This window comes from Kitasatospora sp. NPDC003701 (assembly GCF_053587085.1).
The window spans coordinates 185,813-209,342 of the sequence record NZ_JBSFNM010000010.1; the positions used below are offsets into that span (position 1 = coordinate 185,813).

Annotated in this window: 15 protein-coding genes, 1 tRNA gene and 1 pseudogene; 8 read left to right on the forward strand and 9 right to left on the reverse strand. The window is 76.2% G+C overall.

Annotated features, from left to right (window positions below):
• Nucleotides 1-40: 40 nt before the first annotated feature.
• From ACWDRR_RS12995 to ACWDRR_RS13005, 3 genes are all read left to right on the forward strand, one after another.
• Nucleotides 41-628 carry a GNAT family N-acetyltransferase gene (locus ACWDRR_RS12995; protein ID WP_449772223.1) on the forward strand — a complete coding sequence of 196 codons (588 nt, stop codon included), beginning with the start codon at nt 41-43 and terminating at the stop codon, nt 626-628.
• 101 nt (nt 629-729) lie between these two features.
• Nucleotides 730-1,443: a sensor domain-containing protein gene (locus ACWDRR_RS13000; protein ID WP_449772224.1), complete on the forward strand. Its 714-nt coding sequence runs from the start codon at nt 730-732 to the stop codon at nt 1,441-1,443.
• 102 nt (nt 1,444-1,545) lie between these two features.
• Nucleotides 1,546-2,298 carry a class I SAM-dependent methyltransferase gene (locus tag ACWDRR_RS13005; protein ID WP_449772225.1) on the forward strand — a complete coding sequence of 251 codons (753 nt, stop codon included), beginning with the start codon at nt 1,546-1,548 and terminating at the stop codon, nt 2,296-2,298.
• Between the two features lie 13 nt (nt 2,299-2,311).
• Here ACWDRR_RS13005 and ACWDRR_RS13010 read toward each other — a convergent pair whose 3' ends face one another.
• From ACWDRR_RS13010 to ACWDRR_RS13040, 7 genes are all read right to left on the reverse strand, one after another.
• Nucleotides 2,312-3,487, reverse strand: coding sequence for a hypothetical protein (locus tag ACWDRR_RS13010; protein WP_449772226.1), 1,176 nt, complete (start codon nt 3,485-3,487; stop codon nt 2,312-2,314).
• A 553-nt stretch (nt 3,488-4,040) separates the two neighbouring features.
• Nucleotides 4,041-4,114, reverse strand: a tRNA-Met gene (locus ACWDRR_RS13015).
• A 50-nt stretch (nt 4,115-4,164) separates the two neighbouring features.
• Complete coding sequence (locus ACWDRR_RS13020; RefSeq protein WP_449772227.1) at nt 4,165-5,448, reverse strand: PrsW family intramembrane metalloprotease; 1,284 nt, start codon at nt 5,446-5,448, stop codon at nt 4,165-4,167.
• A 126-nt stretch (nt 5,449-5,574) separates the two neighbouring features.
• A complete protein-coding gene (trmB, locus tag ACWDRR_RS13025) occupies nt 5,575-6,405 on the reverse strand; it encodes a tRNA (guanosine(46)-N7)-methyltransferase TrmB (RefSeq protein ID WP_449772228.1) in 831 nt (276 codons plus the stop codon).
• Between the two features lie 82 nt (nt 6,406-6,487).
• Complete coding sequence (gene lhgO, locus ACWDRR_RS13030) at nt 6,488-7,723, reverse strand: L-2-hydroxyglutarate oxidase (RefSeq protein WP_449772229.1); 1,236 nt, start codon at nt 7,721-7,723, stop codon at nt 6,488-6,490.
• A gap of 75 nt (nt 7,724-7,798) precedes the next feature.
• Nucleotides 7,799-9,388, reverse strand: a complete 1,590-nt coding sequence (locus ACWDRR_RS13035) for a TROVE domain-containing protein (protein WP_449772230.1) — start codon at nt 9,386-9,388, stop codon at nt 7,799-7,801.
• 542 nt (nt 9,389-9,930) lie between these two features.
• The gene (locus ACWDRR_RS13040; RefSeq protein ID WP_449772231.1) at nt 9,931-11,358 is read right to left on the reverse strand and encodes an MFS transporter; all 1,428 of its coding nucleotides are present in this window, start codon (nt 11,356-11,358) and stop codon (nt 9,931-9,933) included.
• A gap of 811 nt (nt 11,359-12,169) precedes the next feature.
• Between ACWDRR_RS13040 and ACWDRR_RS13045 the strand changes: the two genes are divergently transcribed.
• The 3 genes from ACWDRR_RS13045 (at nt 12,170) to ACWDRR_RS13055 (ending at nt 15,876) form a co-directional block, all read left to right on the forward strand.
• Nucleotides 12,170-14,335, forward strand: coding sequence for an asparagine synthase-related protein (locus tag ACWDRR_RS13045; protein ID WP_449772232.1), 2,166 nt, complete (start codon nt 12,170-12,172; stop codon nt 14,333-14,335).
• Between the two features lie 139 nt (nt 14,336-14,474).
• A complete protein-coding gene (locus tag ACWDRR_RS13050; RefSeq protein WP_449772233.1) occupies nt 14,475-14,996 on the forward strand; it encodes a universal stress protein in 522 nt (173 codons plus the stop codon).
• Nucleotides 14,997-15,171: 175 nt separating this feature from the next.
• Nucleotides 15,172-15,876 carry a DsbA family oxidoreductase gene (locus ACWDRR_RS13055; RefSeq protein WP_449772234.1) on the forward strand — a complete coding sequence of 235 codons (705 nt, stop codon included), beginning with the start codon at nt 15,172-15,174 and terminating at the stop codon, nt 15,874-15,876.
• A 124-nt stretch (nt 15,877-16,000) separates the two neighbouring features.
• On the opposite strand, the gene ACWDRR_RS13060 is transcribed toward ACWDRR_RS13055, so the two are convergent.
• Nucleotides 16,001-18,322 (reverse strand): sigma-70 family RNA polymerase sigma factor, encoded by a 2,322-nt coding sequence (locus ACWDRR_RS13060; RefSeq protein WP_449772235.1) that lies wholly within the window; start codon nt 18,320-18,322, stop codon nt 16,001-16,003.
• Nucleotides 18,323-18,658: 336 nt separating this feature from the next.
• Nucleotides 18,659-19,579, reverse strand: coding sequence for a TetR/AcrR family transcriptional regulator (locus ACWDRR_RS13065; protein WP_449772236.1), 921 nt, complete (start codon nt 19,577-19,579; stop codon nt 18,659-18,661).
• 600 nt (nt 19,580-20,179) lie between these two features.
• Between ACWDRR_RS13065 and ACWDRR_RS13070 the strand changes: the two genes are divergently transcribed.
• Both ACWDRR_RS13070 and ACWDRR_RS13075 read left to right on the forward strand, forming a co-directional pair.
• Nucleotides 20,180-21,547: an NAD(P)/FAD-dependent oxidoreductase gene (locus tag ACWDRR_RS13070; protein ID WP_449772246.1), complete on the forward strand. Its 1,368-nt coding sequence runs from the start codon at nt 20,180-20,182 to the stop codon at nt 21,545-21,547.
• A gap of 133 nt (nt 21,548-21,680) precedes the next feature.
• Nucleotides 21,681-23,066: pseudogene (locus tag ACWDRR_RS13075) on the forward strand (PP2C family protein-serine/threonine phosphatase); the annotation flags it as partial.
• Between the last annotated feature and the right edge of the window lie 464 nt (nt 23,067-23,530).

The following is a 23,530-nucleotide window of genomic DNA, read 5'->3' on the forward strand; positions in this document are numbered from 1 at the left end:
CACGTAAGGTAACCGGAAAGCCCGGGTAGGGTCGGCAGGCATGGTCCCCGTCCGACTCACCGGCCCCCGCCTGGCCATCCGCGAGTTCCACCACACCCCCGGCGACATCGACGCGCTGTACGCGGTGTTCGGCGACCCGGAGGCCACCCGCTACCTCCCGTTCGAGCCGCGCGACCGCGAGGACTGCGCCGACCAGATCGAGCAGTACCTGGAGGAGGCGGTGCAGGGCGAGCGGACGGTCTACCGGCTGGCCGTCACCCGCCGCGCCGACGCCCGCGACCCGGCCCGCGCCGTGCCGATCGGCAACGCCGCCCTCACGCTCGGCGGCCACCGGTGCGCCGACCTCGGCTACGCGCTGCGCCCCGACACCTGGGGCAACGGCTACGCGGGCGAGATCACCGGGCTGCTCTGCGACTTCGCCTTCGGCCCGCTCGGCCTGCACCGGCTGGCCGCCCGGGTGGACGTGGAGAACGCGGCCTCCGTCCGGGTGCTCACCCGGGCCGGGTTCCGGCCGGAGGGCCGGATCCGCCACGACGTGCTGCTGCGCGGCGCCTGGCGCGACTCCTTCCAGTACTCGCTGCTCGCCGACGAGTGGCCGCCCGGCGGGCTGCCGCGAACCGGGGGTTAACCCCCCACCCGCTTCGCGGGGGAGCCGGATGTCCGCCCGACCGTCGCTTTGACAGGCTTGGGAGGTCAGCCCGGCACGCCATCGAGAAGGACCCGAGGGCCATGAGCAGCAGCATCGGCACGCAGCGCAGTGAGTACGACCGCGACGACGCGGTACGGCGCACCGAGGAGCCGCCGTACGTCTGGCGGGCGCCGTTCTCGTCCTACTTCTACCGGGAGCTCGGCTTCGCCCTCACCGGGTTGCCGGTCGCCCTCGCCGGGTTCGCCTTCGCCGTCACCTTGTTCTCCTTCGGTCTCGGCACCCTCGTCACCGTCCTCGGCATGCCGGTGCTGGCCGCGCTGACCGGCGGCGCCCGGGGGTTCGGGCGGCTGGAGCGGGCCCGGGCCCTCGGCATGCTGGCCCTGGACGTGCCCGGCCCGAAGCCGGTCCGGGCGAGCAGGCCCGGCACCTGGGGCGCGATCACCGCGCGGCTGGCGGACGCGGCGGGCTGGAAGGCCGTGCTGTACCAGGTGGTGATGTTCCCGTGGGCGGTCTTCAGCTTCGTGATGTCGCTGACGTTCCTGCTGGTCGGCTGGGTGCTGGCGCTCTACCCGCTGTACCACTGGGTGTACCCGACGTACGTCGGCTGGCCGGGCTTCAAGGTGTTCGACTTCTACGACAGCCACGGCGTCGAGCACGTCTACTACATCGAGGGGCCGCTGCAGATCGCCGGGATCTCGCTGCTCGGCTTCGTGTTCGTCCTCCTCACCCCGCAGCTGGTGCGCGGACTGACCAACGTCAACCGGCTCGCCGTCCGGGGCCTGCTCGGCCGCTGACCGCCCGCCCTACCGGCCCCACCGGCCCCACCGGCCCTACCGGCCCCGCCCGTCCCGGACGCTCCGGGTGCGGGCGGGGCCGGCCCGTGTTCCGATGGCCGAATGGCCGCCCGTACCGACCCCGCCGCCGACGTCCTGGTCACCTCCCGTCCGCTGGACGAGTACTGCGCGCTGTTCGACCTCACCCGGGCCGGGCTCGCCGCCCTCCGCGGACCGGTGCTCGACTGCCCGGGCGGCGCCGCCGGTCTCGCTGCCGAGGCGCGCGAGCTGGGCTGCCGGGTGATCGCCACCGACCCGGCGTACGCCTGGCCGGCCCCCGAGCTCGCGGCCCGCGCACTGGCCGCCCGCGCCGCCATGGCCGCCGCGATGGACACCCGCCCCGACCTCTTCCCGGCCTCCTACCACCGCCCGTACGACCGCTACCTGCGCAGCTGGGACCGGGCCCGCCGGCTGTTCGCGGCGGACTGCGCCGCCCACCCGCAGCAGTACGTGGCCGCCGCACTGCCCCGGCTGCCGTTCGCGGACGGCACCTTCGCGCTCACCCTGAGCGGATTCCTGGTCTTCGCCTACCCCGAACTCTTCGGCCCCGCCCGGCAACTGGCCGCGCTGACCGAGCTGGTCCGGGTGACCGCCCCCGACGGCGAGGTCCGCGTCCACCCCCTGAACGACGGCGCGGGCCGCCGCTGCCGCCACCTCGACGGGCTGCGCCGGGCCCTGGGGGAGCGCCGGATCGCCAGCGAGGTCCGCCGGCTCCCGGCCGGCTCGGGGCGGCTCGGCCGGGTGCTCGTCCTGCGGGCCGCCGACCACCGCCGCCGGGCCGCCGGCGGGAGCCCGCCCCCGCCGGAGACCTCCTAGCGGCGGTCGGGCCTCACGTGGCCGCCCGGTCCGGCTGCTCGGCCGGCTGGTCGCCCTGCTGCCCGGCCGGCTCCGGCCGGGGCCCGGCGGCCGGACCGGTCTGCTGCGGGAGGGGGGCCTGCGGGGAGGGGGCGGCCCGCTCGGGGAGGGGGGCCGTGGTCTCCAGGCGGGAGAGGATCTTCTCCGCCAGCCAGCTCCGGTCGGAGCCGTACGGGATGCCGTCCGGCGCCACCAGCCGGCCGGCCACCGCGTCGCGCAGGCGCTGCGCCTGCGCGGCCGGCAGCCGGTAGAGCAGCCCCCGGGCCGCCAGCAGCGCGTGGTACTGCTCGAAGCCGGAGCGCGGGTGCTCGATCGCGTCCAGCACGCTCGGCAGGTCGGCCAGCGCCGGATCGCCCTGCATCAGGGCGAGCGCCTGGATCCGCCGGTCCTCGGAGCCGTCCGCGAACAGCTCCCGGACCCGGTCCGCCGTGAGCGCCGAGCGCCGGGCCGTCGACCTGACCTCGGCCATCACGCTCTCCGGCCCGGTCGTCGCGTTCGACGACGGCAGGCGGGGCTCGTTCGCCCGGTCGACGCTGCCGCCCAGCAGGCCCAGGTGCTGCATCGCCCGGACCCGCAGGTCGTCCGCGCCCACCTTGTCGCCCCGGCGGTCACGGTCCTGGCCGGCCAGGAAGAGGTCGAGCGCCTGGTCGGCGTCGGAGAGCACCTGCGGCAGGGCCAGTCGCGTCACCAGCCAGCCGGTCAGGAAGCCGAGCACCAGGAAGTGGAGGACGAGCGCCGCCGCGAAGGGCGCCGCGCCCTCCTCGCCGCCCAGGGCGGGGGCCAGCGCCGCACCGAGCTGGTGCAGCCGCTCGCCGAGCGAACCGAGCTGGGTCAGCCCGACGCCGAGCAGCACCTTGGTCAGCCAGTCGGAGACCTGCTCCAGATTGGTGTTCGGCGCGTACGAGCCCTGCGGCTCACCGCCTGAGCCGCCGCGCACCCGGGGCACTCCGAACAGGAAGCCGAGCGCACCGCCGAGGACGGCCGAGGCCCCGGCCACCACCAGACCGCCGCCCAGCGCCTGCCAGACGTGCTCCCGGCCGAGGGCGAACAGCAGCAGCCCGAGCGCCCCCACGCCCAGCAGCCCCCCGGCCGCGCCCCGCTGTGCCGTTCGCAGGACCGCCGTACCCCCGGCCCGCCGCGTCCTCGCCATCGCCTACCCCCTGTGGCCGTCCCGCTCCGCTCCGGAATCCGCGCCGACTCTAGCGCCGGAGCCGCCGGACGCAAACGCCCCGGGCCGCCCGGCCCCGCCGGCGGCCGCGCCCGCTCCGGAGCACCGGCCCCGGAACAGCAGACGGCCCGTGGGCTGCTCCTCGGTGTCCGGCCTCGCGAGGGCCGGGCGCCGAGGCACCGGGGATGTACCGGTGAGCCCACGGGCCGGGTGACTGCTTGGATTTCGCCTGCCGGAGGCACTGGGCCTCGTCCTGCGCAGGCAGGGGCGGCTCTAGCGAGCAGCCACCTCACGCATCCTGATGGAACTCAATTCAGGATCACCTCCCTTCAGTGTGCAGCCAGCTTAGGCAGCTCGCCCGAAGGAGGGCAACGGATTAATTCGCGGGTCGTCGACCGGGGTCCGGGCGGTCTCCGACCGGTCCGCGGGCTCCGGGAGCGGGTGCGCCCGGAGAGGGAAAGGGTTCGGAGAGGGAAAGGGGCCGGACATGCGAAAGGCCCGGAGGACGAATCCTCCGGGCCTTCCTGCTACTGAGTAGCGGGGACAGGATTTGAACCTGCGACCTCTGGGTTATGAGCCCAGCGAGCTACCGAGCTGCTCCACCCCGCGTCGGTGAACACAACAATACGGGGAAGTCACCCGGATGGGAAATCGGTTCCTCACCGGACCCCGGCGGGGGCCCGCGCACGGCGCGCGGCGTGCCGCGCCGTCCTCGTCCTGGCCCAGGCGGCGAAGCAGACCAGGGCGGCGAAGCACGGCACCATCAGCACCGCGTACACCAGCAGGAAGCCGTGCGTGCCGAGGTCGGCGGCGGCGTTCCAGGTGCCGTGCAGGGCCATCGCCAGCAGCAGTCCGGCCGGTGCGGCCAGCTGGGCCAGCCGGCGCCGGCCGGTGGTGAGGGTGATGGCCAGGCCGAGCCCGGTCAGCGCGGTGAACAGCGGATGGGCGAAGGGCGAGAGCAGGCCGCGCAGGACGAAGGTCTGCACGGTGCCGTCGAAGTCCCGCAGGCTGGGGGACTCCCCGAGGCCGATGCTGTCCAGCCGCTGCTGCTGGTCGTCGGTGAAGGCCCGCCCCAGGTAGAGCGCGTTCTCGGTGAAGGCGAAGCCGCAGGCGGTGATCCCGCCGAGGACGACCCCGGCGGCCAGGGTGCGCGGGCGGGCCCGGGCGCGCGGGCGGTCGGGCGTCGGCGGGTAGGGCCGCAGGTACGGCAGCGGGCGCAGGTAGGGGCGGAGCCGCAGCCGGTCCCGGGCGTGCGGCCGGGCCGGCCGGCGGTCGTACCCGCGGGGCTGCCCGGGGCCGGGCAGCCGGCGCAGCACGCTCGCGCAGGGGCGGTCGGTGCGGTGGCCGTGACATCGGATCCGGGGGCCCAGCGGCAGCAGCAGGACGAGCAGGGCGGCGCCCTTGGCGCTCTCCTCGATCACCGGGGTGACCAGGTCGGCGCCCAGCACCTCGCCCAGGCTGCCCTGGTGGGCGGTCAGGTAGGTGCTGGTCCAGCCGTTGGCGAGGATCGCGACCGTGGTCGCCGCGAAGGCGCCCCAGCCCAGGCAGAACACGATGTGGCGCAGCGGCACCCGGGCGGTCTGGTTGAGCCAGGCGAGGCCGCCGAGCACGAAGGGCAGCGGGACGAGCGCCAGGCCGAGGCCGACCAGCAGCCCGGTGGTCCCGGTCTGGCGGCGCACCAGGTGGAGGATCAGCACGCCGCAGCCGGCCAGCGTCAGGACGGCGGTGGCGGTGACGGAGGAGAGCGCGAGCGGGCGGGCCGGGCGCGGCCCCGGAGCGGCCGGCACCGGCGGGGCGGGGGCGGTGGGCCAGGGCAGGAGCCGATGGGCCCGGCGCCCCCTGGGCCCCGGAATGGTGCGGGTGCCGGCGGTGCGCGTGGGCATCTCTCGGTCGCCGGCGGCCTGGACGGTGGCCCGGTACCCGCCGCCGGACGGGCTGCTCACCCGGCACAGGGTAGGCCACGGCACCGGCCCGCCGGGAGGACTCGGGACGAATCCCCTCCTGCGGGCCGGGTCGGCCGGAGCCGGGTGGTCGTCGCGGGGTCGCCGGGTCGAACGCCCGGCGGCGGTTCAGCGGCGGCGGAACAGCAGGTCGTGCACCACGTGGCCCTTGGCGATGCCGGCCCGTTCGAACTTGGTGACCGGCCGCCAGTCGGGCCGGGGCGCGTAGCCGGGGACGCTGCCGTCCGGGTGGTCGGCGGGCTCCAGCCAGCCGGTGCCGTCGCCCTCGGGGTGCAGGTTCTCCAGCTCGGGCGAGGCGGAGAGCACCTCCAGCATCTGCTCGGCGTAGGGCTCCCAGTCGGTGGCGCAGTGCACCAGGGCGCCGGAGGCCAGGCGGGGCAGCACCAGCTCCAGGAAGGAGGCCTGGACCAGCCGGCGCTTGTGGTGCTTCGGCTTGGGCCACGGGTCGGCGAAGTAGACCCGCAGGCCGGCCAGCGAGGCGTCGGGCAGCATGTCGCGCAGCAGGATGACGGCGTCGCCGGCGGCCGGGCGGACGTTGGGCGAGCCGTCCCGCTCCAGCATGCCGAGCAGGTTGCCGTGGCCGGGGGTGTGGACGTCGGCCGCGAGGATGCCCATCGCCGGGTCGGCGGCGGCCATCGCGGCGGTCGTCTCGCCCATCCCGAAGCCGATCTCCAGGGTGACCGGCAGGCCGTCGAACAGCTCCGCCAGGTCCAGCGGGCTGCCGTCGATCGCGATGCCGTACGTCTCCCAGCCCCGGTCCAGCGCGCCCGCCTGGGCGTTGGTCATCCGGCCCCGGCGCGGCTGGAAGCTGCGGATGCGCCGCTCGCTGTGCTGGGCCTCGGTGGCCCGGTGCGGGTACATCGGCGCGGGGTAGCCGGCCGGCGCGGCGGAGAGCCGGGCGGACGGCGATTGCTGGGGGATCGGGGCGGTGGCAGTCACAATCACCCGATTCTACGGGGCCGCCGGGCGCGGCCCCAGGGGCTGTGACGGACCTGACGCGGGGCCCCGGACCCCCGCCGGATCAGCCGCCCGCCGCCAGGGCGGCCAGCGCCCGGCGGGCCACCTCGCGGCCGATCGGCAGCGAGGCGGTGGCGGCGGGGGAGGGGGCGTTCAGCACGTGCACCAGGCGGCGGGTGGAGCGCGGGTCGTCCGGATCGAAGCCGGCGAAGGCGAAGTCGTCCAGCAGTGCGCCGTCCCGGGTGACCGCCTGGGCCCGCACCCCGGCGGTGGCCGGCACCAGGTCCTCGGCGGTGACGGCGGGCAGCAGCCGGCGGACGGCCGTGGTGAACGCCCGCTTGGAGAGCGAGCGGCGCAGCTCGCCGAGCTCGTACCGCCAGTGCCGGCGGGCGATCTGCCAGGTGCCGGGGAAGGCGAGCGTCCCGGCCAGGTCGCGCGGGCGGACGGTGCGCCAGTCGTAGCCCTCGCGGGCCAGCGCGGGCACCGCGTTCGGGCCGACGTGCACGTCGCCGTGGATGCCCCGGGTCAGGTGCACGCCGAGGAAGGGGAAGGCCGGGTCGGGGACGGGGTAGACCAGGCCGCGCACCAGCTCCCGGCGCTCCTTGGCGAGTTCGTAGTACTCGCCGCGGAACGGCACGATCCGCACGCCGGGGTCGTCACCGGCCAGCCGGGCGATCCGGTCGCTGTGCAGGCCCGCGCAGTTCACCAGCACCTGGGCGCGCAGCTCGCCGCCGGAGGTCTGCACGGTCACGCCGTCGGCCCGGCGGGCGACCGCCCGCAGCTCGGTGCCGGTCCGCAGCTCGGCGCCCGCCTCGCGGGCCAGCCGGGCGTAGGTGGCGGCCACGGCGGGGAAGTCGCAGATGCCGGTGGTGCCGATGTGCAGCCCGGCGATGCCGGTGACCTCGGGCTCGTACGCCGTGATGCCGGCGCCGTCCAGCTCGGCGACCGGGATGCCGTTCTCCCGGCCGCGGTCGGCGAGGGCCCGCAGCCGGGGCAGCTCGGCCCGGTCGGTGGCCACGATCAGCTTGCCGGTCACCTCGTACGGGACGGCGTGGGTGCGGCAGAACTCCACCATCTCGGCGGCGCCCGCGACGGCGTACCGGGCCTTGAGCGAGCCCGGGCGGTAGTAGACGCCGCTGTGGACGACCCCGCTGTTGCGGCCGCTCTGGTGGGCGGCGAAGCCGGGCTCCTTCTCCAGCAGCGCCAGCCGCAGCCCGGGCCGGGCCCGGGTCAGCGCGTACGCCGTGGAGAGCCCGACGATCCCGCCGCCCACCACCAGCACGTCGAAGTCGTACGCCACCGCTCGCTCCTCGGTCGACCCGGCCCCCGCCCGCCGCCGATGCTGCCACGGCGGGCGGGGCCGGTCGAGGGGGCCTCAGCGGCCCCGGGTCTCCAGCCACGGCCAGGTCGCGTCGCGGCCCGATTCGAGCAGCGGGACCAGCCGGAACGCGGCGTCGCTCAGCCCGCCGAAGGTGTGCCGGTGCGCCGAGCCGCTCGGGCCGTGGCCGGCGGCGTACCCGGCCAGGTTCCAGGTGTAGACGGGCACCCGGGCCGGTACGGCGGCCAGCGGGTCGTCGTTCCGGTGGCCGGGGCCGGTCTGCTCGTCGGTGACGATGACGACCCGGTCGTGGTCCCGGTAGTGGGCGCGGACGGCGGCGGCGGTGGCGGTGCCGCCGAGGTCGCCGAAGCGCTCCAGGACGCGCAGCACCGCCTCGCCCCGGCCCACCTCGACGACCCGGCTGGTGGAGCCGAACTCGACCAGGTCGGCGTCGGCGGCCCGGACCTTCAGGGCCGTCCCGAAGATCGCCGCCGAGTCGGCCCGGTTGAGCAGGGTCTGCGCGCTCGGCCGGTCGAACATCGAGCCCGAGCGGTCGACCAGGATCAGTGTCCGGCCGGGCAGCGAGGGCACGTTGGCGAGCGAGTGGGAGAGCGCCGTCTCCAGCGCGTGCCCCCAGCGCAGCGACGGCGCGTGCCGGTACGCGGCCAGGTAGCGGAACGGGAACTGGCGGGAGCGGAGCACCTCGCCCTTGTCGGCGATCCGCCGCGCGACGTCGGCCGCGACCTCGTCCGAGACGCCGGCCCCGTCGAAGTTGCGCAGGTTGCGCACCAGCGCCATCGGACCCATGGACGGGATGACCGCCTCCCAGACCGCCGCGTCCAGCGGCCCCTGCAGCCAGCCGGCCAGTGCCTCCCAGGTCAGCCCCGCCGCGGCCAGCCGCTCGGCGCCGCCCTCGGCGGTGACCGCCGCCCGGCGCTGCTCGACGGGCAGCGCGAGCAGCTCGCGGTTGGCGGTGAGCAGCGCGTCCGAGGCCGGCGGGACGGCCTCGTCCGGCCGGTGCCGGCGGTCCAGCGCGTAGCGGAACAGCTCGCCCTGCCACGGCTTGGCCGGGTCGGGCGAGGGGTGGGTCAGCTCCAGCACGTCGCCGAAGCGGTAACCCTTGGCGGCGGTGTCGTACTTGAGCAGCGAGCGGGCGTGGTAGAGCCGGCGGACGGCGTCCGCGACGCCGCGCTTGAGCGGCTTCGGCAGCGCGCGGCCGTAACGGGACGTCCAGTAGGCGAGCAGCTCGCCGGGCTCGTCCGCGCGCTGGAGGGCGGCGTCCACGGCCTGCCGGGAGAAGCCCGGCGCCCCGGCGTCCAGCCGGGCGCGGGTGAACTCGGCGGCGCCGACCAGTGCGGCCGTGCGCAGGTGCGCGCCGTACCGCAGCCAGCGCAGCAGGCCGAGGGTCCACTCCGGGTCGGTGACGGCGAGTTCGCGCACCAGCGCGGTGTAGCGGTCGTCGCGGGCCCCGCCCTTCTCGTGGAAGGTGTCCTGGCCCACGAGGTTGGCCACCGCCAACAGGAAGAGTTCCGACTTGGCGTCGCGCAGGAACCCGGTGCCGCCGTTGTGGTTGGCGGTGCGCCGCCCGGTGGTGGTCACGGGCGAGTTCGGACTGGGCCTGGTGGTACGGGTGTTGAAACGCGACATGGTGAAATCCCCCTGCTGGACGGTGGAACGCGCAGGAGGCACGGCGAAGGAAGGGGTGCCCGAGATCGTGCCGGCCCGGCGGCCGGCCTCGGCGGAGGTGTATGCCTTGTGCTCTGTCCGATTGAGCTAGCGGCCGCGAACGGCACGCCCGGGATTCGAACCCGGAACCGCAAGATCCGAAGTAACCCCCGCCTGCGCACCGGGCACCCCGGCGCTCTGCCTCCCGAGATCAAAGTGGGCGGCGGTCGATGGAGACCAGCTTCAACGCGCCCCGCTGGGGGCACTCGACCGAAGTAACCGCTGCCGTCGCACCGGGAGGTGCGGAAAACCTATTCAGGAATGTGGTGTCCAGAGATCGAAGGCGGCTGAGGTGACGAAGCTGCTCTACCGACTGAGCTACACCGGCCCGAAAGCCGGTGGCGGGACTCGAACCCGCGACCCGCCCATTAACAGTGGAAGTAACCTCTGCCTGCGCACCTGGACGAGAGAGACCTTAGCCAGGCCTCTCCCGCCCGTGCATCCGAATTACCCGCGGGGATCCGCTACGCCGGGGCGACGATCACCGCGCGCGCCCGTTCCGTCAACTCCCTGACCCGGCGCTCGCCCTGGAAGGGTTCGAGGCGGCGGAGCATCTCGACCACGTACTCGCGGCTGCGCTGCGAGGAGATCCGGCCGGCGACCTCGACGGCCCGCTCGCCGGCCGCGACCGCCGCGTCCAGGTTGCCGGCCTCGGCCTCGGCCATCGCGGAGACCACCAGCCGCAGCCCGTGCGAGCGGACGAACCCCTCGGTGGGCCGGGCCAGCGCCTCCCGGGTGAACTGGCGGACCTTGGAGGGCACTCCGAGGTCGCGGAAGCACTCGGCGGCGTCGGCGGCGAGGCGGTCGTAGGCGTAGAAGTCGATCCACGCCGGATCGGGATCCCCGGCGCGCGCCCGTTCCAGTGCGCTCTCCGCGGCGCCGAGCGCCGTCGCACACGCCGCGGCGTTGCGGGCCTTGGCCTGGGCCCGTGCCTCGACCAGGTGGAAGAAGCTCATGGTGCGGGTGGTGGCCAGCCCGCGGTTGCGCTCCAGCGCGGCCTGCGCGAGGTCGACCGCCTCCTCGGCGAAGCCCCGGTAACCGGCCTGCAGGCTCATCGAGGCCAGCACATAGCCGCCGAGCGGTACGTCGGCGGCGGCCCGGGCGAGCCGCAGGGCCTGGATGTAGTACCGCTGGGCGGCCTCGTGCTGGCCGGTGTCGAAGGCCATCCACCCGGCCAGCCGGGTGAGTTCGGCCGTCGCGCCGAACAGCGCCCGGCCCACCGCGTCGCTGTAGGAGGCCAGCAGCAGCGGCGCCGCCTCCACCCGCAGGCACTCCGGCACCATCGAGGAACGCCAGTCCCCGCCGCCGTACTTGGAGTCCCAGCGGCGGGCCTCCTGGGCGGCCTCGCGGAGCTTGGCGGCGTCCGAGTGGCCGACCCGGTACGAGCCGGCCTCGGCGGGCGTGCGCGGGGCCTCGCGGGCCACCGAGCCGTCGGCCGGGTTGATCAGCCAGCGGGAGACCGGCGTCGCGTACGCCGCGACCGAGAAGGTGCCGGCCAGGCTGTCGCTCCAGCGGCCGCCGCCGGGCCCGCGCCGCAGATCGAGGTCGACCCGCCAGAGGTCGGTGGCCGAGCGGACCGCCTCGGAGACCTCGCGCGGGAAGGCCAGGCCGAGTTCGGGTGCCGGGTCGGTGTCGCCGAGGCCGATCTCCTCCAGCGGCACCGGCCGCCCGAGCTTGCCGCCGATCGCGGTGGCGATCAGGTGCGGCACCGGGCCCTGCGGGACCATGCCCTTGCTGACCCAGCGGGCCACCGAGGTCTTGTCGTAGCGCAGCGTCAACCCGCGTTGGGCGCCCAGGTCGTTGACCCGGCGGGCCAGGCCGGCGTTGCTGATCTGGGCGAGGGTCAGGAGTGTGCCGAGCCGTTCGTTCGGTCCTCGTGGGCTGACGGTCATGGTGGCGGCGGCACCTCCTGCGGCCTTGTGCGCGGGGCCCGGGCGGCACCGGGCCGTAGCTGCTGTACCTAGAGTAGTCGGACGCGTTCCGAGGGTTAAGAGGCCGCATTCCGGATGGCGGGATCGCGCACCCGGCGGCGGGCGGCGGGCGGTCCGGCGGGGGTCGGGCCGGACCACCCGGAAGTGGCCGGGGCCGATCGGGCCGGCCGCGCGCCGGAGCGTTGTGCTCCGGTCCCGTGTCGATGTGCGCCCGGCCGTGCCCCCTGGCCCGACCGGCCGGTCGGCGATTCGCTGGTGGTCGTGGGTCGGCCCGCCGTCGAGGACCCGGCGGGCCGGGGGATGCCGCCGTCTCAATCCCCGCGGACGGTGGCGAAGTCCGGGAGGGCATGCGGATGCCCTCCCGGGCCGGACGACGCCTTTCGGCCATATCGCGATGGCCATGACAAAGGCGGCGAAAGGGCGGTCCGGGCCGGGGAGGGGGAGGCCCGGCCCGCCCGGTCGAGGAGCGGCCCGCCGGACCGGGCCCGCACGGGGCGCGCGGCCGCGGCCGGGCGTCGTGGCCGCCGCGACGGTGGCCGGTTCGCGTTCGGCCCCCGCCGGGAGGGCGGTGCCCGGGCAGCGGTGCGCCCGCGCAGCCCCGCGGACGAATCGGAAACGCCAACTCCGGTCACGGGACGGGCGAGCGGTGGCACGATGTCTCCTGACGGCGCGCCCGATCGCGGCGGCCGGCCGCCGCGGCGCGCCACGGGCCGGCCGGGCCGTCCGGAGCGGACGCGCCGCACGGTGCAGGTCCTCGTCCGGTGGAGGCGCGATGCGGTGGCTGACGGGCTGGAGCACGGGTGCGCCCCGAGCGGGCGCCCCGGCGCACGAGGCACCCGGTGCGGTGGTACCGATCGCCGCGCGCCCCCTCTGGGCCGGGCCCAACCCGCTCTGGGCGGTCGGCGACTGGCGGTCCGAGGAGATCCGGCTGGTCACCCTGCGCCCCGGCGCCCCCGCCGTGGTCACCACCGGCCCCGTCGCCCCCGACCCGGTCGAGGACACCCCCGCGACCACCCGGCTCGCCGTCCTCGGCCACTGCGGCGCCTCCGACGCCGAGCTCGCCGCCGGCCTCGCCGCCGCCCGCGGCGGCGCCGTCCGCCACCTCACCACCTGGCCCGGCAGCTACACCGTCGTCCTGCGCACCGGCACCCGCTCCACCGCCCTGCTCACCGACCTGGCCGGCGCCCAGCCCGTCTTCCACACCCCCTGGGGCGACGGCACCGCCTACGCCACCGCCGCGCTCCCGCTCGCCGACCTGGTCGGTGCGCCCCTGGACACCGGCCACCTCGCCGCCCGGCTCGCCTGCCCCGAGTCGCCGGAGGCGCTCGGCACCGGCACCCCGTACCTGGGTGTGCAGCGCGTACCGCCCGGCCACACGCTGGCCATTCGCGGCGGCCGCCCCTACCTCGCGGCGTACGACGAGCCCGGTGGCGGGCCGCAGCCGCGCGGCGAGGCGCCGGCCGTCCGCGAACTCACCCGCGCCCTGCTGGAGTCCGTCCGCTCCCGGGTCCGCACCCCCGGGTCCGGGTCCGCCGAGGCCGGCCGGGCCCGGCTGGGGGTCGACCTCTCGTACGGGACGGCCTCGGCCACCGTCGCCCTGCTCGCCGCGGCCGTCCCGCCGGTGCCGGTCGCCGCCGGAGCGGCCACGGCCGCGGTGGCGGAAACGGCGCCCGGGCCCGGCGCCCGGGCCAGGAACGGTGCGGTCAAGGGCTCCTGGGCCCGGGCGTCCGCCCCGGGCCGCCCCGCCCCCGAGCAGCTGGCCGCCGTCACCCTCGGCGAGACCGAGGGCCCGGCCACCCTGGCGCTCGCCCCGCACACCCCCCGGCTGCGGCACACCGTGCTCGCCCCCGGCCCCGACACCCTCCCCTACGCCGACCTGCGGGCCGACCCGCGGACCGGCCGCCTCACCGACGAGCCCGGCCCCGAACTCATCGCCGCCGCCCGCGCCGGGGCCCGCTTCGACGCCGGCGGTACCGACCACCTCACCGGCTACGGCGCCCGCCAGGTCCTGGACGGGCACCCGGCCCGGCTGGCCGACCTCGTCCGGGCCGGCCGGCCGCGCGAACTGCTGCCCCCGGTCGCCGCGCTGGCCGGCGCCGACCGGGCGACGGCCGGCGTCCTGGCGGGCGCGCTGCGCACCCCGCTCACCGTGGTCCGCGCGGCCCACCGGCTCTCCCGGATCCGGTACGCCGACGCGCTCGACGACGCGGCCGTGCGGCTGACGCTGCGGCAGGTCCCGGACGGGGGCGGGACGGCGGGTGCCCGCTCGGCGGACGACCTGGTCTGGTGCGTGCCCGGACCGGCGGCCCGCTGGCTCTCCGACGAGGCGCTCTCCGCGGTCGCGCTGCGGCTGCGCCTGGCGGCGCGCGAGCCGGCGCCCGCCGAACCACCAGGCGTGCGCCGGGCCCGGTACGCCCTCCACCGGCACGCACGCGGGTTCCGCACCCTGGTCCACGCCGCCGAGCAGCCCGGCCAGCGGCTGCACGCGCCGTTCCTGGACAACCAGGTGGTCCGCGCGACCCGGCTGCTGCCCGACGACATCCGGCTCCAGCCCGGCGCCCGGCACGCCCTGCTGCACGCCGTCCTCACCGGCGCCGGCCGCACCGACCTGCCGCCGGACTGGGGGCGCGGCCCCCGCCCCGACCGCACCGCCCCCGCCCGGGCGGGCCTGCGGCTCGCCGCCGACGGCATCGCCGAGCTCTTCGACGCCCCGCTGCTCGCCGAGGCGGGGCTGATCGACCTCGCCGCCGTGCGGGCCGGCCTCGCCCGCTCCGCCGAGCCCGGCGCCCCGCTCGCGCCCGGCACCCTGGCGGGCCTCGCCGAGCTGGTCTTCACCGAACTCTGGCTCCGCCGCGTCCGCGCCCGCCGCCACGGCGCCTGCTGGACCGGTCTGCCGCTCGCCCGGCGCACCGCGCTGCCCGCCGCCCGCTTCGCCTGACCGCCCCGGTCGGCACCCGGGAAGGGTGCGGGGAGGCCGACCGGTCCGGCCTCCTCGTCCGGCTCGGCGCGGCTCGACGGCCGCGTCCCCCGGGCGGGCGATCATGACGCCATCCCGTCCCGTCCCCGTGGAGGCCGTGGTGACCAGCGCCAGCCCGGATCCGTCCGTCCCCGTCGTGCTCTCGGTGCTCGGCCGGCCGCCGACGGGCCGCCCGCCCGGGGTGCTGGCCGCGTGCGACGGTTCGGACGGCTCGCTCTGGGCGCTGGACCGGGCGATGACCGAGGCCGAGCGGTTCGAGCTGCCGCTGTACGTGCTCGCGGTGGTCAACCCGGCCCCGGCCGGGTACCCGCCGGGGATGGCCGAGCTGGTCCAGGAGAGCGTCGAGACGCTGGTCGAGAGCATGGCGGACGGCCTGCGCCGCGCGGTCGCCGCGGTGCAGCGGGCCCGGATCCGCCCGTACACGGGGGCGCTGTCGCTGCACGTGGTGCTCGGCAATGTGATCGAGGTGCTGCTCGCGGCCTCGGCCCGGCAGCACACCCTGGTGCTCGGCACCCGGGGCAACGGCGGCTTCGGCCGGCTGCTGCTGGGCTCGGTCGGCTCGGCCGCCGTCCATCACGCGGCCTGCCCCGTCCTGATCGTCCCCGCGCCCCCGGAGCGCTGAACGAGAGAGCCGGGGGCGTCCGGACCAGGGTTCACGCCGGGTCGGTGCACCCCGTGCCGGAGCGCACCGCCCCGGACAGCGCGGGCACCGGGCGTGAGCGCCGGGAATGTCCCGAGATGGTTCACCGTTCACCTATCTCGGAACCCATCCTCCCCACCCCTGGAGAACGCCCGCCATGAAGGTCGAGATCTACTCCGACATCGCCTGCCCCTGGTGCTACATCGGCAAGCGCCGCTTCGAGCAGGCGCTGGACGGCTTCGCGGGCAAGGAGAACGTCGAGGTGGTCTACCGGCCCTACCAGCTGGTGCCGGACGCCCCGGCGGCCGCGAGCCCGCACCGCGCGTGGCTGGCCGAGCGCTACGGCCCGCAGTCCGTCGCGATGGACGCCCGGGTGGCCGAGCTGGGCCGCACCGAGGGCATCGACTACGACTTCGACGCCGCCCTGCACGCGAACACCTTCCTCGGCCACCGGCTGCTCCACCTCGCCGAGACCGAGTACGGCGCGGCGGTGCAGGGCCGGCTGAAGGAGGCGCTGCTCAAGGCGCACTTCAGCGACGGGGTGGACGTCGGCGACCGGGCCGCGCTGACCGAGGTGGCCGCGGCCGCCGGCCTGGACCGCGACCGGGCGGCGGCCTACCTCGCGGGCGACGAGGGCGTCGCCGAGGTGAACGCGCAGCTGGCCGAGGCCCGCGAGCTGGGCATCACCGCCGTGCCGACCTTCGTCTTCGAGGGCAAGTGGGCCGTCCAGGGCGGCCAGGAGGCCGAGACCTTCCGCAAGGTGCTGGAGCAGGTCGCCGACGAGATCGGTGAGCGCCGGCCCGCGCCGGTGCCGGTCGTCCCGGCCGGCGAGGCCTGCGCGGACGGCTCCTGCGCCGTCTGACCCGCACCGCCGGCCGACCCGCACCGCCGGCTGACGCGCACCCGCGCCTACGCGGCCGGACCCGCACCGCCGCTGCGCCGTCCGGTCCGCACAGCTCCGCGACCGGAGCCCCCCGAGGCCCGCTTCAGACGCACCTGAAGCGGGCCTCGGCCCAGTCGGCCACGTTCAGCGCCGACCAGATGCCGTGCGCCGGGGTGACCACCAGCCGGATCGACGTCTGCCCGGCCAGCGGTACCCGCACCCGCACCGCGTCGTCCCCGGTGGCCAGGGCGGGCGACCGCCACAGGGTGCGGCCGTCGCCGCCCTGCACCGAGAAGACCACGCCGCCGACCGAGGCGGTGAGGTCGTCCACCCCGGCCACCGCGTCGAAGGACGTGCAGCTGCGGTTGAGGTCGATCACCGTGGTCGCGGGCGCGTGCACGGTGATGCCGTGGGCCCGGCGGGTGCCGCCGATCGAGACGCTGTCGCGCTGCCAGAACCAGTCGCTGCCCCGCTGCCGGATGCTCGGGGTCGGCGGCGGTACCCGGTTGTTCCCGGGCTTCAGCACGGGCAGGTCGTCGGCCCAGAAGTCGGTCGGGGCCGGCGGGGTGACGGTCGGGGTCGGCACCGGCGGGGGAGTCGGGGTGGGCGGCGCCGGCACCTCGGGCGTGGGCACGGCGGGCACCGTTGGGGTCGGCACCACGGGCAGCGGTGGCACCGGTGGCAGCGGCGGTCCGGTCGGCCGCGGCGAGGGCGCCGCGGGCGGTGCGGCCGGCGCCGGGGAGGACGCGGCCGGACTGCTCGGCGCGGGCGGCGGCACGACCTTCGGCGCCGGGCGCGGCGTGGCGGAGGGGGAGGGGGAGGGCGACGGCGTGGCGGAGGGGCTCGGTGCGGGCGCCTCCACCGGCACCGGATCGGGGGTGCTCGGCGCCGCGCTCGGGGCGGGGGCCACCGGCGGCGGCGCGGGCACGGCCGGGGAGGAGGCCGGCGGAGCGGCCAGCGGGGGCTTCGGCTCGGGCGCGCCGGTCAGCGCGTAGGCGGCGACGGCCGCCGCGGCCACCGCGACCGCGGCGGCGATCCCGGCCTTGGCCGCCATGCCCAGGCCCTCGCCCGCCGCCGCACCGGCACCACCGCTCCCGCCCGCCGCACCCCCGCCCGCCGCACCACCCGCTGCACCGCCTGCCGCACCACCGGCGGAGCCGGCCGCCGCCCCGGCCGACGCGCCCGTGGTCCCGGTGGCCGCGCCGCCCGAGGCGGCGGCCACCGTCCCCGCGGCCGCGCCGCCGACCGCCGCCGCGCCGCCCACGGCGGCAGCGGCGGCGCTGAAGCCGCCCACGCCGACCCAGACCAGCACGCCGCCGGGCAGCAGCGCCCGCAGGCCGTGGTTGATCTCGGACAGTTCCAGGCAGGCGGCCGTGCACCGGTCGCACTCCTGCAGGTGCCGGCCGACCTCCGCCGACGCCCGCTTGCGCAGCGATCCGCGCGCGTAGGCGCCGAGCCGGTTGGCGTACGCCTCGCAGGCCCGGGCCTGGCTGCCCGAGACGTGGGCCTGCAGGAAGGCCGCGGCCAGCCGGTCGCGGGCCCGGTGCGCCTGGACGGCGGTGGCGTTGGCGGTCTTGCCGAGCATCACCGCGACGGTCTTGGGGGACTCCCGCTCGACCTCGGTGTGCCAGAGCACCACCCGGTCGTCCTCGGGCAGTTCGGCGTAGGCCTGCATCACCATGCGCTGGTCGGCCAGCGCCATCGCCCAGGCATCGGCGCCCGGGTCGGCCAGGTCGAGATCGACGGTGGCGGCCGAGGTCTGCGCGAACGTGCTGAAGTCGTCGACGAGTTGTTCGCGCCGCTCGCTGCGGGTCCAGGCGGCGGCGACGTTGCGGACGGCGGTCAGCAGATAGGCCCGGACGGCGAACTCCGGGCCCTTGCCCGCCTTCAGCGCCTGCAGGGTGCGGGCGAACACCTCGCCGGCCAGGTCCTCGGCGGTGAAGCTGTCCCGGCAGCAGGTCCGGGCGTAGCGGCGCACCGAGTCGGCGTGCCGGCGGTAGATCTCCTCGTACGCGGCGTCGTCGCCGGCCCGCACCCGGGCGGTCAACTCGGCGTCGGAGGCCGGGCGCTCGCCGTCCACCGGGTCGGCGGGGGCCGGGACGGTCGGGCGGGCCGGGGCGCCGCCGCCGACGAACGCCTCGGGGGCCACCCCGCCGCGGCCGGCCGGGGCCTGGCCGGGGACGCGGGTGGACGGGAGCGCGTCGGAGGCGGAGAGGGTCTCGCGGCTGGGCATCCCGGCCTGGTCAGGCACCTGCCCCGACACACCCGGCACCGGACCGGGCGCCTGCCCCGGGAGCTGGCCCGACAGGTGCTCCGGCGCACCGGAACCCCCGTCCGGGCCGTTCGTCCCGCCGTTCGGTCCGCCCGGGCCGAAGCGGCCGAAGTCGAGGCCGTAGCCGTAGTCGTTCTGTTCCTCGGCGCTCACAACGGACCCCAGATTCCACGACAGCCCCCGTAGTGCGGCAGAGCGTGCGGGAGTGCGTGAGCGCACGATTCTCCGCTGTACGGCGCCGAGGGCGCGCGAACGGCGCGCATCGGGACATTGGCTCCAACCACGGGCAAAGGATGGCATAGCGCAGAGTTGGGCGGTAGCCGGACCGCCGCGACCCACTCTTCCGAGGGGCCGTCGCGGATGTGTTCGGCCCGGTCCGGTGAACCGGTGCGGCGGCGGCCGCACCGGGCGCGCGGCCGGTCCGCCCGCGCCGGTCCGACGCCCAACTCCCGCTCCCGCGAGGGGTAGCGGCCACCCGTGCGCCCGGGATCAGCGCGCCCGGAGCCCGTCCAGCAGGATCCGCAGCAGCCGGTCGGCCGGGCCTTCGACAGGTTGACCGTCCGTCTGCTGACCACCCGACGCCGGATACGAACCGCCGAACGCGGCCGACACCGGCGCCGTGTACGGGTCCGCCCCCGGTGCGGTGCGCGCGGCGTGCACCGGCACCGAGGCGGTCAGCACCAGCACCACGTCCGCGACCGTCACCCCCGGCCGCAGTTCCCCGGCCGCACCCGCGCGGGCCACCAGGGCGGCGAGCAGTTGCAGCAGCAGCCGCGGGTCCGCGTCGGCCGCCGGTTCGCCGCCGCCGTCCGGCAGCTGTCCGGCATGGCGCGGATCGAACCGGCCGCCGAGGAGGCCGCCCGCCCCGGCCGGATCGACCGAGCGCTGCTCGGGCACCCGGCCCAGCTCCTCCGCGTACCGGAAGGCCTCCGGCGGCAGCAGCCGCCCGGCGCCCGTGCTCACCGCCCGGGCCAGGTAGCCGGCCAGCGACTCCCAGGCACCGCCACCGCCGTACAGCGACTCGCGCGCCTGGGTCGTCAGCCAGGCCACCTCCTCGGCGGCGATCCGCTGGACCAGCACCTCCTTGCTCGGGAAGCGGCGGTACACGGTGCCCACCCCGACCCCGGCCCGGCGGGCGACCTCCTCCATCGGCGCGCCGTAGCCGAACTCGCCGAACACCTCGCGGGCCGCGCGCAGCACGCTCTCCAGGTTCCGCCGGGCGTCCACCCGCAACCGGGCGCCGGACACGGGCCCGCCTCCGCCCTGCGGCGGCTCGGCCGGGTAGGGGATCGCCGCGTACGCCACCCCGGCCTGCGGTGGCAGGTCCGTGGGGCTGCGTTGCTCCGGCACCACGCCCTGGCCGATGCGCGGTACAGCCGCCCGGCCCAACAGTCGCTCCTGCTCCATCATCCCAACTCTCCCCCGCAGGTGCCCGATCCCGGACCCTGCCGTCGCCCGCCCCTGCACCCCCCGGTGCAGCTCCGTCTGTCAGAAATGACCCGATGACCCATCGCTCGTAGCCGGTTGTGTCGCTCGCCGCGCCCGGGTGGCGCCATGACCGCACACGCACGAGGACCGCGCGCGCTCGGCCACACGGACTCCGCCGTGGCCGGTGCCACCGGGCCGGGGTCGCGCATCCGGCTCGGCGCGTCGGCACCGTACGGGGCCTCGTCCGGGAACTACCCTTCCCCGGAACACGGTCCCGCAGTCGGGTTCTCGGGCCAACGCTGGAACAGGCCGTAATGGCCGCTCCACGGTGCGTCGCCACCAGTTGTCATGGCGATGGCCGCCCCGACGCACAATCCGACCATAGTTCACGCCCGTTCGAAGCCGAAAGTGCGTCAGAAAGTCACCCAGGCAGCACATCTGGCACCACGCGGCAACTCCTGCCCCAACCGACCCGGCACGGACTGTGGACAAGAGGCCCCCCGACGGTCCTTCATTGAGGGCGTGGTGGGGGGTACCCCCGGCCGAGGGCCGGGGGAAGGTCGCATCGGCAGGAGGTTCGCCATCAGAATTCTGATCGTCGGCGGCGGCTGCGCCGGGATGTCCACGGCGCTGCACCTCCAGCGCGGCCTGCGCGAACGGCTGCACCGGGGCGAGGCGGAGATCACCGTGGTCGAACCGCAGTCCTACCTGACGTACCACCCGCTGCTCGCCGAGGTCGCGGCCGGCTCGATCGACCCCCGGCACGTGGTCGTCCCGCTGCGCCGGGCGCTGCCCGACTGCCGGGTGCTCACCGCCCGGATCACCCGGATCGAGCACGCCACCCGCCGCGCCTGGGCCGACGCCGCCGCCCACGGCGAACCGCCCGCCCCGGTCGAGCTCGACTACGACGTCCTGGTGGTGGCCCCCGGCTCGGTCTCCCGGACGGCGCCGGTGCCCGGCCTGGCCGAGCACGGCCTGGGCTTCTCCACCGTCGGCGAGGCGGTGGGCCTGCGCAATCACGTCCTGGAGCAGCTCGACCTCGCCTCCGCCACCCGCGACCCGGCCCTGCGCCAGGCGGCGCTCACCTTCGTCTTCGTCGGGGCCGGCTACGCCGGCGTCGGCGCGCTCGCGGAGCTGGAGGACATGGCCCGGACGGCGGTCCGCGGCTACCACAACATCAGCCCCGAGGACCTGCGTTGGGTGCTGGTCGAGGCCACCGACCGGATCCTCGCGGAGGAGTCGCCCGAACTGGCCGCGCACACCCTGGCCCAGCTGCGCGAGCGCAGCGTCGACGTCCGGCTGCGCACCCGGCTGGAGTCGGCCGCCGGCCGGGTCGTGCTGCTCTCCGACGGCAGCCGGTTCGCCGCCCGGACCCTGGTCTGGACGGCCGGGGTGCGGCCGTCCCCGCTGCTGCGCGACACCGACCTGCCGCTGGACACCACCGGTCGGATCCGCTGTCTGGCCACCCTCCAGGCGGTCGGCCCGGACGGGCGGGCGCTGCCCGGGGTCTGGGCCGCCGGGGACTGCGCCGCCGTCCCGGACCCGCACGCGGACGGGGCGCCCTGCGCGCCCAACGCCCAGCACGCCTTCGCCCAGGCCGAGCTGCTCGCCGCCAATGTCCTCGTCGCGCTGGACGGCGGCCCCCGCGCCGAGGGCATCGTCGAGTACCGGCCGGACCGCCCCGCCTGCTCGACCTCGCTGGGGCTGGGCCGCGCCGTCGCCCACACGAGCCGCGGCGGGCGGCTCACCGGCCGGCGCGCCTGGTGGCTGCACCGGGCCCGGCACCTGCGCCGGCTGCCGAGCGCCGACCGGCGGGTGCGGGTGCTGATGGACTGGGTGCTGGGCGGCCTGTTCTCCCGGGAGGTGGTCTCGCTCGGGACGCTGGAGCACCCCCGCTCGGAGTTCGAGGCCGGGTTCGGCAAGGGGACCACGGACGACCGGCCGACGTGACGGCAGCCCCGCCGTGACCGACAAGACGGCCGCGCCTGGCGCGCGCGACTTCCGGAATCGGGCCTCCGCCTGACAGGATCGGCCCGACCGAGTCATTACCCGGTGTGCCAGTCCGCACACAAAAAGTGATGATATGCCTGGAAAACGAGGAAGCGGCCGTCGTTTGAACCTCATGCGCTGGAGCGCCCGGCTCACCGGAGCCCCTTGGCGGACCGCCCCACCGACCGGGAGCGGCACCGACCAGGGCGCACCGTCCGGCGACGGCGTCGTGGTCCCCAGCCCCCGCGACCCCACCAGCCTCGTCAGCCCGACCGAGGTGCTCGACCCGCAGCGGCCCCAGGACCTGCGGGAGGTGCTGAACCGCATCCCCGCCCCGGTCGCCGTCACCTACGGCCCGCTGCACCAGCTCGGCTACGCCAACCGCGCCTACCGCGAGCTCTTCGGCGACCGGCCCACTGGCCTGCCCGCCTGCGAGGCGCTGCCCGAACTCGGCACGATGGGCGTCCTGCCGCTGATGGACCAGGTCATCCGCGGCGGCAGTCCGCGCAGCGTCAAAGCGCGCTGCATCCTCGGGCTCACCGGCAACCGCTACTACAACGTCTCCTGCGTCCCGCTCAGCCGCCATGAGAGCCGGGCCGAGAACCGGGCCGAAAGCAGGGCCGAGGGCCGGCGCGAGAACCGGGCCGAGGTCCGGTCCGAGCCGGGCGAGGGCGAGGAACCGAGGGACGGGCTGCCCGCCGGCGTCCTCATCTTCGCCGCCGAGGTCACCGACCAGGTGCTCGCCGCCACCCGGCTGCGCGAGGCCGAACGCCGCCAGCGCGAGGCCGCCGTCACCCTCCAGCGGAGCCTGCTCCCCCAGAAGCTCGACCAGCCCGCCGACCTCCGGGTCGCCGCCACCTACCAGCCCGGCGGAGCCGAGGCCGCGGTCGGTGGCGACTGGTACGACGTCATCGCCATCGACGGCGGCCGCACCGCGCTGGTCATCGGCGACGTGATGGGCCGAGGTCTGCGCGCCGCCGCCGTGATGGGGCAGCTCCGCACCGCCGTCCGGGCCTACGCCCGCCTCGACCTGCCACCGCACGAGGTGATGCGCCTGCTCGACGGCCTCGCCATGGAGATCGACGCCAACCAGATCGCCACCTGCACCTACGCGGTCTGGGACCCTCGGCGCCACGCCCTCACCTACGCCTCCGCCGGCCACCTGCCGATGCTGCTGCGCTGCCCCGACGGCACCGTCCTGCGCAGTGAGGAACAGAACGGCCCGCCGCTGGGCACGGGGGGCGGGGTCCACCTCTCCCACACCCTGCGCCTGCTCCCCGGCACCACCGGCGTCCTCTATACGGATGGTCTGGTGGAGCGCCGGGACGAGGACATCGACCAGGGCCTCGACCTGCTCGCCCGCACGCTCGCCGGAGCCGCGGGCGCACCCGAGGTGATCTGCGCCCGCCTGCTCAGGGCCATGGGCGTCACCTCGGAGCACGACGACGACGTCGCCGTCCTGGCGTTCCAGCTGCCGGCCGACGAGAACCTCCCGGTGCTCCCGGAGCCGGGAGCGGCACTTGACTCGTCCTCCTGACAGGTCTAGTGTTCTTCGAGCTGCCTGGCTGGGAGCACCGGACACGTATCTGCGCGGACGGTCCCGGGGCAGCCAATCCCTAGAAACACCACTTTCCGGTTCTGGCCGGGCTGTGCCCCGATCTCTTTTCGACGGCGCCGCTCACGCTGTATTCGGCATGTCCGTTTATATGGGTTGCGGCTGGATTCGCCTTTCGGGGCGGGGATCGGCTAGAGTTTGAAACGTCGGACGGGGCGTCAAGCCGCAGAAGACACCAGCGAGTTGGATGAACGAAGCGCCGGAAACGGAGCGGAAAACATCTGGTAAGCTGAGAACACGAAAGAACGAAGCGCCCGGAGGGCCCGCTGGAAGGCGGTCCGAAGGAAGTGTCCGTTCCTTGAGAACTCAACAGCGTGCCAAAAGTCAAC